General features: G+C 72.0%; 11 protein-coding genes and 1 pseudogene. 8 read left to right on the top strand and 4 right to left on the bottom strand.

The genetic code is table 11. From position 1 onward, the window contains the following. Positions 1-142: 142 nt before the first annotated feature. Entirely contained in the window at positions 143-3,034 is a 2,892-nt protein-coding gene (locus BM290_RS25215; protein ID WP_093618168.1) for a M4 family metallopeptidase, read from the top strand. A gap of 149 nt (positions 3,035-3,183) precedes the next feature. On the opposite strand, the gene BM290_RS25210 is transcribed toward BM290_RS25215, so the two are convergent. Both BM290_RS25210 and BM290_RS25205 read right to left on the bottom strand, forming a co-directional pair. Then, positions 3,184-4,257 (bottom strand): hypothetical protein, encoded by a 1,074-nt coding sequence (locus BM290_RS25210; RefSeq protein ID WP_093618166.1) that lies wholly within the window; start codon positions 4,255-4,257, stop codon positions 3,184-3,186. 203 nt (positions 4,258-4,460) lie between these two features. Further along, positions 4,461-6,185 (bottom strand): copper resistance CopC family protein, encoded by a 1,725-nt coding sequence (locus BM290_RS25205; RefSeq protein WP_093618164.1) that lies wholly within the window; start codon positions 6,183-6,185, stop codon positions 4,461-4,463. Positions 6,186-6,352: 167 nt separating this feature from the next. On the opposite strand from BM290_RS25205, the gene BM290_RS48600 reads away from it, so the two are divergent. Next, on the top strand, positions 6,353-6,661 hold the full coding sequence (locus BM290_RS48600; protein WP_093618162.1) for a hypothetical protein: 309 nt from the start codon (positions 6,353-6,355) through the stop codon (positions 6,659-6,661). On the opposite strand, the pseudogene BM290_RS25195 reads toward BM290_RS48600, so the two are convergent. Continuing rightward, positions 6,631-7,098: pseudogene (locus tag BM290_RS25195) on the bottom strand (methyltransferase); the annotation flags it as partial. The gene BM290_RS48600 and the pseudogene BM290_RS25195 sit on opposite strands and share 31 nt — an antisense overlap. Positions 7,099-7,136: 38 nt before the next feature. Between BM290_RS25195 and BM290_RS25190 the strand changes: the two are divergent. From BM290_RS25190 to BM290_RS25180, 3 genes are all read left to right on the top strand, one after another. Beyond that, complete coding sequence (locus BM290_RS25190; RefSeq protein WP_239143642.1) at positions 7,137-7,706, top strand: helix-turn-helix domain-containing protein; 570 nt, start codon at positions 7,137-7,139, stop codon at positions 7,704-7,706. 122 nt (positions 7,707-7,828) lie between these two features. After that, positions 7,829-11,410 (top strand): DUF4132 domain-containing protein, encoded by a 3,582-nt coding sequence (locus BM290_RS25185; protein WP_093618160.1) that lies wholly within the window; start codon positions 7,829-7,831, stop codon positions 11,408-11,410. Positions 11,411-11,628: 218 nt separating this feature from the next. Continuing rightward, positions 11,629-12,300, top strand: a complete 672-nt coding sequence (locus tag BM290_RS25180; protein ID WP_093618158.1) for a dihydrofolate reductase family protein — start codon at positions 11,629-11,631, stop codon at positions 12,298-12,300. Positions 12,301-12,319: 19 nt separating this feature from the next. Here the strand turns inward: BM290_RS25180 and BM290_RS48595 are convergent, their stop codons facing one another. Continuing rightward, complete coding sequence (locus BM290_RS48595) at positions 12,320-12,463, bottom strand: hypothetical protein (RefSeq protein WP_177319893.1); 144 nt, start codon at positions 12,461-12,463, stop codon at positions 12,320-12,322. Positions 12,464-12,509: 46 nt separating this feature from the next. Here BM290_RS48595 and BM290_RS25175 point away from each other — a divergent pair, with 46 nt between their 5' ends. From BM290_RS25175 to BM290_RS25165, 3 genes are read left to right on the top strand one after another with little or no spacing between them, the layout of a single operon-like run. Further along, complete coding sequence (locus BM290_RS25175; RefSeq protein WP_093618156.1) at positions 12,510-13,310, top strand: class I SAM-dependent methyltransferase; 801 nt, start codon at positions 12,510-12,512, stop codon at positions 13,308-13,310. A gap of 40 nt (positions 13,311-13,350) precedes the next feature. After that, complete coding sequence (locus BM290_RS25170; RefSeq protein ID WP_093618154.1) at positions 13,351-14,148, top strand: class I SAM-dependent methyltransferase; 798 nt, start codon at positions 13,351-13,353, stop codon at positions 14,146-14,148. A 36-nt stretch (positions 14,149-14,184) separates the two neighbouring features. Next, a complete protein-coding gene (locus tag BM290_RS25165) occupies positions 14,185-14,589 on the top strand; it encodes a hypothetical protein (protein ID WP_143133936.1) in 405 nt (134 codons plus the stop codon). The last annotated feature ends 65 nt before the right edge of the window (positions 14,590-14,654 follow it).

Here is a 14,654-nt window from a genome sequence, read left to right as displayed (position 1 = left end):
GGTGTGGACAACGGGCGGAACTGCTCACTTGCGCAAGTGCACAACGTCGTTCTTGTGGCCGTCGCCGATATCGCGGTGAGGTGGGCTGAGCCTGTTCACAACCCCGCAGGAGCATCAGTTGCGCAGATCCAGGGCACTCCCCGTGATCGCCGTTCTGGCCTCGGCCGCCATCCTCGGAACCACCGCCCGGGCCGCGACCGCGGCACCCCCGGCGCCGGAGGGATCCGTCCCGGTCACCGTGGCGCCGCCGACGGACACCCCCGCCCTCGTGGACGACGTCGCCGACCCGGTGGACGCCACGATCGCACCGGACCAGGCCGCCAAGACCCACCTCACCGGGCACAAGGATCGCTATCGCATCGATGATCCGGCCGGCACGCTCACCACCGCGAGCGTCGAGACCGAAGGCGTCCGGGAGACCGTCCGGCTCGACCAGAAGTACAAGGGCCTGCCCGTGTTCGGCGCCCAGTACGTCGTGCGTACCGAGAAGACCGCCGGAAAACGCACGGTGACCGGAACGTCCGGCACCTACTTCACCGAGCTGGACGTCGACACCGGCGTGACCACGATCCCCGCCGCGGTCGCCGTGTCCCGGGCGGTCGACGAGGTCCGCCGGAGCCTGCACCCCGGCGCGGCGGTCGTCGGCTCCGCCCCGCGCCCCGGCACACCCGCCACCGACCTCTCCGGCACCGACCAGGGGCTGCTCGTCATGCCGACCGGCGCCGGCGTGCTCGCCCGCCGCGTGCTCGTCAAGGGCAGGGACACCGTGACGGGCCGGCCCGTGCTCCGCGACGTGTACGTGGGCGCGACGACCGGGGTGCCGCTGCTGAGCGTCAGCCGGATCAAGACCTTCGCCACCGACCAGCAGGCCGCCGCCCTGGCCGCCGAGGGCACCGCCGCCGTGCCGCCCGCCACGAAGCAGCCGCGCCGGGCCGGCGACGGGACCGGGTCGGTCGCGGGCCAGGGCACCACCCTGCACGGCGCCACCGTGCCGCTCGCGCTCCTCGACGCCGGCTCCTACCTGATGATGGACGTGACCCACCGCCGGCCGAGCGGCGCGACGGTGCCGATCACCACCTGGGACGGCCGGGGCTGGGACTACTACAACCTGCTCGACGGGCAGTTCCCCGAGGGCATGACGCCGTTCGCGTCACCGACCACCACGCTCGGCGCCGACCTCACCGCCGCCGGCGCCGTCGACGCCGCCTGGGACGCCACACAGGTGTACGAGTGGTACCGGACGAAACTCGGCCGCGACAGCCTGGACGACCAGGGCATGCCGATCGACTCCGTCGTCGGGATCACCTACGGCGGCTACCCGTTCGTCAACGCCTACTGGGACGGCACCCGGATGGTGTACGGCAGCGGCGACGACGAGTACCTGCCGCTCGCCGCCGACCCCGACGTCGTCGGCCACGAGATGACCCACGGGGTGGTCGAGCACACCGCGAACCTCGTCTACGCCGGACAGTCCGGCGCTCTCAACGAGGCCCTCGCCGACTACTTCGGCAACGCCATCGACGTCGACACGTCGGGCACGCCGATGTCCGACCCCCAGGCCGGCCTGCTCGGCGGCGACCTCTGCCGCACCCTGGCGCCGGCCGCCTGCGCCCTGCGCGACCTCGACGACGGCGCCACCACCGCCGACTTCCAGCACCTCATCGACACACCCTCGATGGACGACGGCGGTGTGCACCTCAACTCCACGATCGTGTCCGGCGCCCTCTGGGACCTGCGCCAGAAACTCGGCACGACGACCGCCGACAAGATCGTCTACCGGGCGCTCACCGACTACCTGACGCCCATGTCGGACTTCGTCGACGCCCGCGAGGCGGTGCTCGCCTCCGCCCGGTCGTTCCGCCTGAGCAAAACCGACCTCACGGTGGTACGCACGGCGTTCGACTCCCGTGGGATCACCGCGCAATGGAAGGCGAACCTGTACGGCAAGGGCACCAAGGTCCTGATCGACCGGCTCAACACCGGGATGTACGCCGACATGAAGGCCGGCACCGCGGGCGGCTGGTTCGCCGTGCCACGGTCGGACGCCAACCGCACCGAGCCGACAGCGATCTGGACCGGCCGCACCGACGGAAAGGGCAAGCTCCACCGGATCTCCCCGGCCGACGGGAGCATCAACGGCTTCCCGCACACCGACGGCAAGCGGGTCGTCTGGCTGTCGATCGCGCTCGACCCCGCCTCACCGACCTACGAGACCAACCGCATCCTGTCGGCGCCCATCGGCGGCGGCCGGGTCAAGGAGCTCTATCGCTCCCCGGAACGCATCAACGGCCTCGGCTTCGACGGCGACATCGTCGCGTGGAGCCAGTACGACCCGGCGCAGGGCTACCTCGACGTCGTTCGCTACCTGCGCGGCGACTCGCCGGCCGTGCAGACGCTCGCCCATCCCGGGTGGTTCGGCAACGCGACGGCGCCGAGCGTCAAGGGCGGGAAGATCTCGTACGTGCGCTACGAGATCTACCAGCAGCCCGACGCCGGTGGGCACCAGTGGTCGCTGGGCGTCGAGGTCCACGACGTCCGGACCGGGAAGACGACCTACGCCGGCGGTGACGGCGGCGCGGAGCGGATGAGCTATCCCGACCTGTCCGGCACCGGCGTCGCCTGGATGACCGACCGCGACTACGGCACGATCGTCGACGGTCAGTGGAGCAAGGGCGCCTACCACGACTCGGTGCGGCTCTTCGATTTCGCCACCCGCACCAGCCGCCTGCTGTTCGAGGAGAACTCGCCGCAGGCGATCCGGGCCGTCACCGTCGCGCTGTCCGACACGACCCTCACCGTCACCGAGGAGGCGCCGGTGGAAGCCTGGATGGCCAACGGTGGTTACCCGGACAACTCGCTCAACCCGAAACTCAAGCAGTACACCTTCCAGGGCAGGTACGTCGGCCCGGCGTCCTGCAGCCCCGGCGCGCAGATGTACGCGACAGCGGCGACGGGACGCGAGGTGATCTACATGGACTCGTCGGCGTCCGGGTTCGGCCTGGCGTACGCGACGGGAGCCAAGTCCTGCAAGTAGTGCCGGTCAGCCGCCCTTCGGCATCGGCTCGGAACCCTCCGGAGCAGGGCGTGGTGGGGCACACTCCAGTGTGCCCCACCACGGCGTGCGTCAGGCAGTGCCGGAGGCGACCGGGTGGTCGAGGCGGGCCGCCGTGGTGCGGGCGCGGGTCAGCCGTACAGCAGCTCCTTGATGCGGTCCAGAGCGGCGACGGCCGATGGCTGATCGCGGCGGCCGAGGCCGCAGCTGGTGGAGACGTCCGCGGGGGCGCCCAGCGCATCCTCGACGTAGCCGCGGATGCGCTGCTGGGTGTGCAGGTCCTGCTTCTCGTGCGCGTAGCCCGCGACGAACCGGGCGCCGCCGAGACTCAGGTCGCGCAGCGGGCGGTAGAAAGCCGGATCGTCGGCCGGCGGGTTGTCGGCGGCGGCCAGCGGGCCGTGGAGGTACCGCAGCGGCCGGTCGGCGGGCCAGCGGGCGGCCAGCGCGTTGGCCAGATCGACCACCGGCCCGGCATCCTTCAGGGCGCCGAGGGCCCGGTGGTTGAGATCACCCAGGCACAGGTGTACGCCGAACTCGGCGCCCGCCGGAGCGGCGAGAGCCAGCGCGGTCACCCGTGTGGCGAGCCACCGGGCGAGCGGCTTGCGAGCGGGCGCCGGCATACGGGTGAGCAGGATCAACTCGACCGGGATCTCGATCTGGAACAACACGTCGCCGCCGGTCGTCGCGTGGACCTCACGCATCTCCCGGGCGAGGGCGCCGGCGAACCGGTCCGCGTACCGCAGCATGCCGGCCGGCCCGAACGTGAACATCGCCAGATCGAGCGCTCCGGGAACGCCGACCTGGAAGCGGGGGCCACCGGTCGTGGCGCGCTGGGCGTGATAGGCCGGGAGCGAGGCCTCCGCTGCCGCGGCGATGCCCAGGTCGATGGTCTCCGCGGTGAGCTGTCCGCCGCGGCGCACCCGGTATCGGGGTGTCGCCTGGTAGCTGGACCAGTCGCCGGTGCGGACCAGGTCCAGCGCCGGGTGGTGCCGGAAGCCGTCGATGATCGTGGTGATCCAGGAACGCCGGTCGCCGGTCTCCCCGTCGGGCAGGTAGTCCAGATCCGCCCCGAGCCGGGTGGCGGCGATCCGCATCGCCTCGGCGGCGTCGTCGGCGGGGAAGCTGCCGACCAGGTGGGCGCGTCGCGTGGTGGCTTTGCCGTCGCTGTCGGACGAGCTGTCGCGCGAGGTGGTGCGAGAAGTCACGGACCGCAACCTACCGTTGCGTCGCGCGGTCCCGCCAGCCGGTGGTCGTACACGGTCAGGCCCGCGACGCGCCGGGCTTCGACCGGCGCCGTGATACTCCAAGCCTCCGCGTGCCGGCCGGAGCGAGCACCAGCTCCGCGTCGGCGACCGGTACCGGCCCCTGCTGCGCGGCCGCGCCACCCTTCGGTGGCTGCCGCGGCCGGTCAGGTCAGGTCCAGGGTGAACTCGGCCCGGTGGACCTGGCCCTCGATCTGGAACTCGAGGAACGCGCGGTAGCGACCGGCCCCGGGCGCCGAGACGTTGAAGCGGATCGCGCCATCGGCCAGTTCGGGGTCGGGATGCACGTGAACGTAGCCCAGGTCGCCTTCGCGCAGGACGACCAGGTGGCCGTAAGCGCCCAGATAGCGTTCGAGAACAGCCGGGCCGGGGGCGCCGGAACGGACGACCCGGAATGAGGTCGGGACCGTCACGCCGACCTGGGGAGTTCCCTCCATCGTGACCGTGAACGGGCCGGCCTCGGCTCGGTCGGCGGCTGCGGGCAGCTCGGTCTCGGCGGCGTCGCCGGGCACATGGTGGTCGACGCCCAGCACCAGCGGGGTGGTGGCGCCGCCGACGGTGGCCACGGTGAAGTCGGCGAAGATACGGTAGGCGCCCGCGCGGGGCAGGGTCAGCGGCACCGTCCACAGGCCGTCGGGCGACATGGCGGGATGTAGATGCTGGAAGCCTCCGAGGTCACGACCGGCCACCACCAGGTGCAGCGGCTTGTCGTGCACGGCCGCGAAGCGGGTGGCGGGCTGCTGGTTGGCGCCGACGATGCGGAAGGCGTAGTCGACCGTACGGCCGGCCGGCTGGGAGCGCCGTACCGGCTGCAACGTGTAACCGCCGGAGCTGACCGTGGTGCCACCTGCCTCGACCGTGGCCACCCCGCCGCCGACGCCGTGCTGGTGGCCGGTCATGTCCTGCGCCGCTGCCGGAGCCGCCGGCACCGGCGCGGCGGCCGGTGGCCGTTGCGAGGCGGCGGCGGTCGTCCGGCCCAGCGCGTAACCCCCGATGAGTGCCACCACGACGGCGCCGAACGCGATCGGCGCCAGGGCCACCGTGCGGCGAGCCGGCGTCTCGCCCGCCGCTCCGGCCTTCGCCGCTCCGGCCTTCGCCGCTCCGGCCTTCGCCGCGCCGGCTGCGGGCGTGCCGCTCCTCGCTGCCGCGCCCCTCGCGACGGTGCGCCGAGGTGGGCCGGATCCCGCGGACGTGCGGCGGCGCCAAAGGCTGACTCCGGCCGCCGCGGTCAGGGCGACGGCGATCCCACCGAGCCAGCCGAGCCAGTTGGCGCCGCCTTCGACCGGGGCGGCCGGAACAGGCGTGACCGGAATGGCGGCTGCCGGCAACGCTGCCGCCGAACCGGCTGCCACGGGCGTGGCCGTCCCGCTCAGTGCCGGACCGGCCTGGCCGGTCGGGGGAGTCCATCCCGCCGGAGCCGGCGTCACCGGCCCGGCGTATTTGAAGGTCACCGTGCCGTGCACATCGTCCCCGTCCGAAGCCCGGGACTGGTAGTCGATCCGGTACTCCCCGGTGGCCGGCAGGTGGGCCACCCGCACCCGGGCCGGGAACCCGGTCGTGTACTGCCGCGGCTCGAACCTGCCACCCTCCATGAAGTACTCGGTGACCGGCTTGTCCAGCGGCCGGGGACTGGAGTGCTCCCACCCGTTGTCGACCCGCCCGCCCGTGGGCGCGGTGATCGCGAAGTACGCGTTGTCCGGCACCTTCTCGGTGAAGAACAGCTCCACGTCGTTCAGTGGAGTGTTCACTGTCGCTCCGCCGGCCGGGACGGACATGCCCAGCGTGCCGTGGGCGGAGGCCGGCGCGGGCACGGCGAACACGAGCACGATGACGGCAGCGACCGCGAGGACGACTCGGTGGAGGAGGCCCATCGCACCATCCTCGGAGAACGGAAGGTTTAGTCAAGCATCGAGATCTTTTTATTCGTCAGACCGAAGTTCTGCCTTCGGTGGCCCTTTCGGCGTCCGCCGCCTCACCTATGTGGACCACACCGCGTCGGGGCGGGCGCCGGACTTCCCCGAGGCCCGCACTGCGTACGGTGATCGAGGCCTTTCCGCCCTTCGCCGGCGAGGTGGCGCTGGACGTCGTCCACGACACCGCCGTCGGCATCGACGATCAGCCCCTTCACCCGGTTGGCGCTCCAGCGCTCCGTCTGCTCGAAGGTGGTGAAGTGTCCCGATCCGACCGTGTGCGTGTCCGGATCGGCGAAGAGGTGGTGCAGGTCGACGGCGTCTTCGGCGGTTCGTACGTCATAAGGGGTTGCCCCGGAATGCCGGCGGTATCCCGGGGCACTTTCGCCTCGGCGACGTCCGGCGGTCAGACCGCTCGCAGTTCCATGGCGTGGTAGCCGGCGCCGACGGGATAGGTCGTCCCGCGCTGCCAGCCCGTCGCGGCGAAGAGGGCGTCGAACTCGCCGAGGCCTCGTTCCCTGCCGTCGGTCAGAGCCAGCATGGCCAGGTCGGAGACAGCGGTGAAATCCGGCTCGCCGAGTTCGCCGAGGAGCATCTCCACGACGACGGCGCGTCCGCCGGCCGTCGTCGCGGCGCGGCAGTTACCCAGGATGGTGCGGCAGCGGTCGTCGTCCCAATCGTGCAGCACCGTCTTGAGCAGGTGCAGATCCCCGGCCGGAACGGCGGTGAAGAAGTCCCCGGCCACTGCGGTGAAGCGGTCGGACAGGCCGTGCTTCGACGCGTTCCGGCGGGCGATCTCAGCCGCGTGAGGCAGGTCGAGCACCACCCCCGTCAGGTCGGGCCGGTCCGCGATCAGGCCCAGGACCAGATGCCCGTCGGCGCCGCCGCGTGGCGCCCGGCACGTCGGCCAGGGTGCTGATCCTGCCCGACTCGGTGCTCGGCCCGGGGCTCGACGACCGGCGTATCGTCGGGTTCGTCGCCTCGCCCGAGATGCGCCTCGTGACCGCCTATGCGGACCTGCTCGGCGAGACGGTGCACGATCTCGGGCCGGGCGGCGTGACGGCCGCCCGGGACGCGATGCTCGAACTGGTCCGCGGCGCGGTGCGGCGCGACTTCGACGACGTCGAGCCGCGGCTGTCGGCCCCGCTGGTCCGGGCGGCACGGCAGGTCATCGACGAGCACCTCGACGACCCGGATCTGTCCCCCACAGCGGTGGCACGTGAGCTGCGAGTGTCGGTGCGCGCGTTGCACCGGGCGTTCGCCACGGCCGGCGAGTCGGTGGGGGCCTGCATCCGGCGCCGGCGCCTCGAGCGCGCCCGGCAGGACCTGACCGCCCCGCTCGGCGGCTGGACGGTCTCCGACGTGGCCGCCCGATGGCACTTCGCCGACAGCAGCCATTTCATCCGCGCCTACCGCAAGCAGTACGGCGAATCGCCGGGCCGGTTTGTGCGATCCCGCAGACCGCAGCAGCATGCGTCGTGAACGCTCTGGGCGTGGGTGGCGGTTCGTCTAGGCCGGGAACCCGTGGTGGCGAGGAGTCGAATCCATTTGTCGTAACCAGTCGATAGGGTGCCGCCCATCGTCCATCGAGGTGGGGAGACAGGGTGCGCATCTTCGAGCACCGGAGCGCGGGATCGGCGAAGTTCTGGCAGGTGTCGCGGGAGGGCACGGCGGTCACGGTCCGGTTCGGACGTGTCGGCGCCACCGGGCAGACACGGGTGAAGGACCTCGCCACCGAGGAGGCGGCGGGCCTGCACATGGCCGGCCTGATCGCGGAGAAGATCAAGAAGGGGTACGTGGAGGTGGCCGCCACCGCCGGACCGGCGGCGCCGGCACGGGCGGCCCTTCCCGCACCCGCGATCGGCCCGGCGCACGAGGAGCCGGGTGACGACGAGCCGGTCGAGCTTCCGGACGAGGACAGGTTCGTCCTTCCCGACGTGTGGGTGCGCCGGATCCGGCCGCGCCGGGGCGGCCGGCCGGGTCCGCGGCTGCCCTCGCTCGCCGGCGCCGTGAACAAGGCCGGCGACATCGTCGCGGAGGCACACGATCATCGCGAACGGGTGCTGGCGGACCGGCGCAGCGAGCCGGACCTGGTGGCCGCCGCCCGCGCGTTCCTGGACGGGAGCCGGATCACCCCACTCGGCGCGGCGGCGGCCGCATGGTCGTCCTGGAGCGTTTTCGACTCTGCGCATGTCAAGCCGGCGGTCGCCGACGGATGGATCGCGGCCCACGGGCTGACCTTCGCGGCGCGGGCGGTCCTGGAGCTGAGCGGTCTGCAGAACGGATATGGCGAGCATCTCGGCCGCAACGAGCGCATCTCGTACTGGCTGGGCGCCCCGTGGCGGCTCGCGGCTGAGCGGGTGCGGGCCCGCCTCGCCGTCGCCGACGACGCGGCCTACGCGCAAGCCCGGCAGGCGATCGAGGCCTACCGGTCGACGAAGCAGCACCTGCTCGCGGCGTTCCTGCTCCCCACCGAGCCGGGGTGGCTCGGCGAGGACTGTCCCGCAGAGCTGCGCGAGGACGCGCTGGCCGCGTTCGTGGTGTCCACCACGCCGGAGTGGGAGCGGATCAGCCACCGCGTCCGCGCGTTCGACCTGGCGCCGTCGCTCGGGTTGCTGGCCACGGTCCTCGATGTGATCGGGCCGGCGGCGGTGGGGGCGCGTCTGCTCGAACTGGCCGGCCGGAACGGCTGTTCCGAGGAGCGGCGTGCGGTGTTCAACGGCCTGACGCTGATTCCCACCGACGAGGCGTTCGAGGCGCTGGTACGCCACGCCGACGACGACCTCACGGAGCCCGCGCTGCTGGAGGCCGCGGAGCGGTTCCCGGTGCGTGCCCTGCGTCTGCTCGGGCTCGCGTCCGGCACTCCGGGCAGCCACCGCCGCATCACCGAGCTGCTGCACCGGCGGGTGACCGCGAACCCGGAGATCGCCCGCGCGGCGCTGCCCGTACTGCCGGACGCCTCCCGCCGGCAGATCGAGCCGATCCTCGCCTCGCTGTCCACGCTGCCGCCCGCACCGGCCGAGCTGCTGCATCCGCTGCTGGCGGCGCCACCGTGGACCCGGGCGCGCACGGTGGTCACCGCGACCGTGGTCGACGGCCTCACCCCGCCGGACCTGACCCGGGTGTGCCGGCCCGGCGGCGAGCGTGAGGCGGCCCTGGCCCGGTTCGAGAGGGACGCGCCGCTGAGCGGCCCGGCGGAGTGGGAGCGTACGGCGGCGAACCTGCGTGCGGGACGCCGGCAGCATCCGGCCGACGAGGAGAGATTCTTCGCCGAGGCGCCGCGGGCGATGACCGACGAGTTCCTGGCACGCTGGCGGCCTACCGAGTTCTGGTCCCCGAGATGGACCATGCCTCGCCTGTCGGCCCGCTTCGACGTGGAGGCCGTGCCGGTGCTGGTGCACTGTGCCCGCCGCACGGACATGCCGGACCTCTACGGCTCCCTGCTGCTTCCCGCCGAAGGCCTCGACGTCGCGGTCCTGATGGCGGAGTGGCTGGGCGGCGGGAAGCCGGTGCGGCGGATCGCGGTGTCCTGGCTGCGCCAGCACCCCGAGTCGGCGGCCCGCGAGCTGACGCCCGCCGCGGTCGGTCCGGCCGGTGCGGCACGCCGCTTCGCGGAGCAGGCCCTGCGTACGGTGGCCGCAGCGGGCCACGAGGACGTCGTCCGCCACGCCGTGCTCGCCTACGGGCCGGCCGCCGCCACCGCCGTGGACGAGCTGCTGTCCATCGATCCGGTGGAGATCCTGCCGAAGCGGATGCCGGACCTGCCGGCATGGGCCACCGACGCCGCGGCGCTCGCCCCGGTTCTGCTGCTCGATCGCCGTCACGCTTTGCCGGCCGCGACCGTGCGGCACCTGTGCACCATGCTGGCGTTGTCGCGGATCGGCACGCCGTACCCGGGCGTCACGATCGTGCGGGAGACCCTGGACCGGGCCTCGCTGGCCGAGTTCGGCTGGTCGCTGTTCCAGAGCTGGGAGTCGGCGGGACGCCCGTCGAAGCAGAGCTGGGCTCTGGAGGCGCTGGCACTGACCGGTGACGACGACACGGTCCGCCGGCTCGCACCGATCATCCGCGCCTGGCCCGGCGAAGGCGGACACGCTCGTGCCGTGACCGGCCTCGACGTGCTCCGCGAGATCGGCTCCGAGGTGGCCCTCATGCACCTGCACAGCATCGCGCAGAAGGTGAGGTTCGCCGGGCTGAAGCATGCCGCGCGGGAGCGGATCGACGTCGTCGCCGGGGAGCTGGGCCTCACCGCCGAGCAACTGGCCGACCGGCTGGTGCCCGACCTCGGGCTGGACGCGCGAGGCCGGCTCACCCTCGACTACGGACCGCGCCGCTTCGTGGTGGGCTTCGACGAGCAGCTCAAGCCGTACGTGGCCGACGACGACGGCATGCGGCGCAAGGACCTGCCGAAGCCCGGCGCCCGGGACGACGAGGCGCTCGCCTCGGCCGCCTACCAGACGTTCGCCACGCTGAAGAAGGACGTCCGCCAGGTGGCCGCGGACCTGATCCACCGGCTGGAGACGGCGATGGTGGTCCAGCGGCGGTGGACCGTCGACGAGTTCCGGCGGCTACTGGTCGGGCACCCGCTGATGCGGCACGTGGTGTCGCGTCTGGTCTGGGCGACGTTCACCGCGGACGGGGCGGTGGGCACCGCGTTCCGGGTGGCCGAGGACGGCAGTCTCGCGGACGTCGACGACAAGGAGTTCGCTCCGGCCGACCATGTCCCGGTCGGCGTGGCCCACCCGCTGCACCTGGAGTCCGACCTGACCTCCTGGATGCAGTTGTTCACCGACTACGAGATCCTCCAGCCGTTCCCGCAGCTCCAGCGGCCGGTCCGGCGGCTGACCGCGGAACAGGCGGCCCAGCAGCGACTGACCGAGTTCGTCGGGGCGCACATCGCGGTCGACCGGTTGCTGAAGCTGGAACGGCGCGGATGGTGGCAGCGCAGCTCGCCGATGGACGCGGGCATCCAGGACACCATGGAGTGCCACCTGCCGGGCCGGGGCGCCCTGACTTTCCCCCTCGACCCGGGGATCAGCGTCCAGTACCCGCACGAGGACCCGGTGCAGACGATGCGTGACGCGCGCCTGTCCGGGGCGCCGGACTTCGCGGCCCTGGAGCCGGTGATCGTCTCAGAACTGCTGTGCGACCTGCACTATCTGCGGCACGGCGGGACAATGCGGTAGGCGGAACGGTCCCTCCCTCGACACCGGGCGACCGGCGGTCGCGGGCCGGGCCGGATCCGCGGTCGCCCCCCGGACGGCGTCGAGCACGCTCGGGTCGTACCCCCGGATCGCTTTTGATCGATGACGCCGTGTCGTGAGCCTTTCGTCGTGTGGTGAGCGTTCATGGGTGCGCGAGCCTAGAGTGATGGCAGATCGCAGTCGCCGATGGGGGTCGTCGCGTGTCACAGGTCCGGGTTCACAACTTCTCCATCTCCCTCGACGGTTTCGGCACCGGTGAGGGTCAGAGCCTGGAGGAGCCTTTCGGTCACGCTGGGCAACGTCTGCACGAGTGGTTCTTCGGCACCCGGACGTTCCGCCGGATGCACGGCGAGGGCGGTGGTGGCGGCGTCGGTGTCGACGATGCGCTGGCGGGCACCTGGGCCACCGACATCGGCGCGGAGATCATGGGGCGCAACAAGTTCGGGCCCCAGCGCGGCCCCTGGACCGACGAGGACTGGCAGGGCTGGTGGGGCGACAATCCGCCGTTCCACACCCCGGTGTTCGTCCTGACCCACCACCCGCGCCCGTCGCTCACGATGAAGGGCGGGACCACCTTCCACTTCGTCGATGCGTCCCCGGCGGACGCTCTGGCGATGGCCCGGGAGGCGGCGAACGGCCTCGACGTCCGCATCGGCGGCGGACCGTCGGTGGTCCGTGACTTCCTCGCCGCCGACCTCATCGACCACCTGCACGTCTCGATCGTGCCGATCGTGCTCGGCCGGGGCGTACGGCTCTGGGACGGTCTCGAAGGACTCGAACAACGGTTCACCACCGAGTGCGTGACCACGCCCAGCGGCGTCACCCACCTGACGTTCACGCGTCGCGGCCCGCATTCGTCGCCACGTCCTTGACCGGCGGTGAGGGGCATCTTCACCCCGAGCCGGTGAGACCGGTGCGCGGCAGGCGGCCGTCGGCCACGAGGTCGCCGCGCTCGCCCTCGATGAGGCGATCAACACCTGTCCGCCGCCCCGGACGATCGAGGGTGCGGTTCTGAACGTCCCGGAGACTGGACATCAGGGGCGACAATGCCCGGCATGTGCCGTACCACCGGAGAGGTGTCATGACGGGTTCGACAGCGCAGGGATATGCCTTCGACAACGCCAGCGACCAGGCCGGCGACCACCACGATGCCCTCGGGCAGCTGCTGAACGCGCAGACCCGGCAGTTCATCGGCGACCTGATCGACCTGCCCGGAACGAGCTGTCTCGAGATCGGTGCGGGCGCCGGCAGCATCGCGGTCTGGCTGGCCGATCAGGGCGCCGAGGTGCTGGCCACCGACATCGCGCCGCAACACATCCCGGCCCGCCGGGGGCTGACCGTGCGCCGGCACGACGTGGTCACCGACGATCCGCCCGGCCGGTTCGATCTCGTGCACGCCCGCCTCGTGCTCGGCCACCTGCCGCGACGCGAGCAGGCCCTGCGGCGGATGATCGGGGCGCTCAAGCGGGGCGGGGTGCTGCTCACCGGCGACTACATGGTGGCGCCGGGCGCCTTCGTCGCGGACGCGCCGGACCGGCGGACCGGCGAGCTGCTGTCCCGTTATCTCCCGGCGCACGTGCGGGCGCTCTCCGCCCATGGCAACGACCCGGAGTGGCCGCACCGGGCACCCGCCGCGTTCGCCGCCGCCGGCCTCACCGACGTGAGCTTCCGGCTGCACGGCGGCAGCTGGCGCGGCGGCGGCGCCGGGTGCCGGCTCCTGCTGGCCGGGATCCCGCAGCTGCGGGGCGCGCTGCTGGAACACGGACTGACCGAGGACGACCTGACCGCGACCACCGCGGCGCTGGCCGATCCCCGGCTGCTGCTCAACGGGTTCCTCTTCGTGCAGACAAGCGGCCGGTCAGCCGAGCCCGCCGATTCGTGAGCGACACGCCGCTCGGGACCTGAAGGGACGACCAGCCACCATGACCGACACCGATCGAGAAATGCTGCGCACCACGTTCGGCGAGGACGCCGAACTCTACGACCGTTGCCGCCCCCGCTATCCACCTCAGCTGTTCGCCGACCTCGCCGAACTCGCCGGTCTCGGCCCGCACGCCCGGGTGCTGGAGATCGGGTGCGGCACCGGCCAGGCGACACTGCCCCTGGCCCAACGGGGATGCACCGTCGTCGCGATGGACCTCAGCCCCGACATGGCCGCCATCGCCCGACGCAATCTCGCACCATTCCCGAACGTCACTGTCGTCGCCTCCGCGTTCGAGGACTGGCAGCCCTCGACCGGACCCTTCGACGCGGTGCTCTCCGCGACCGCGTTCCACTGGCTCGACCCCGACGTTCGGATGATCAAAGCAGCTGACCTGTTGCGTCCCGCTGGAGTCCTCGGCATCGTCTCGACCCACCACATCGCCGGCGGGACGAACGCCTTCTTCGCCGACGCCCAGCGGTGCTACGAACGCTTCGACCCCGCGACACCACCGGGCATGCGCCTGACCAGCCACGACGAGACTGCCGACGAGGCAGCGGAATTCGAGCGATCGGCGCGCTTCGGCCCGGTCGAGTTCCGTCGCTACGACTGGCAACAGACCTACACGGCCGACGAGTACCTGGACCTGCTCATGACCTACTCCGGCCATCGAGCCATGAAGCCGCAGGCCCGGCGCGACCTGTTCGCCTGCATCGCCCACCTGATCGACAACGTCCACGGCGGACGGATCACCAAGCAGTACCGGACTCGGCTGGCTCTCGCGGTCAGGACACGGTGACGCCGAGCGAGGGGAGGGACCGCCGTGAGCTGGTCGATGCTGATGTACCGAAACCATTGGGCCTTCGCGCACGATGTCCAGCAGGACGCGTTCATGGAGTCCGCCGCGAGGTACGTCGCGGCGGCCCCGAAGTACTCGGCGGTGCCGTGGCTGCTGCAGTGGCGGGAGTTCTGGCTGTACTCGGCCGGTAATCAGGGAAACGGCGCGAGCTGCATCGGCGCCGACGAGTTCCTGACCGACGACGGGCGCGTCGAGGATTTCCGCGAGTTCCTCCGTGACTATCGATCGTGGCTGGCTGCCGGGGCCGACGACGAGCATGCCGCGGCCGGGCTGAACACCGTCTCGCTCATCGCCTATGCCGAGACCGCCGACGCCGTTCTCACCGGGGACGAAAGCCACCCGAACGTCCACCGGACGCAGGAGGCGGAAGCAGCCCCGTGACGACACCGAGCCGGGCGGCGCTGCACCACAGCACATCCGCGATGTTCATCCGGCTCAGCCGCGGC

This window comes from Actinoplanes philippinensis (assembly GCF_900113015.1).
Classification (GTDB): domain Bacteria; phylum Actinomycetota; class Actinomycetes; order Mycobacteriales; family Micromonosporaceae; genus Actinoplanes; species Actinoplanes philippinensis.
The sequence above is the reverse complement of the archived record's forward strand: the minus strand, read 5'-3'. Positions and strand labels throughout refer to the sequence as shown.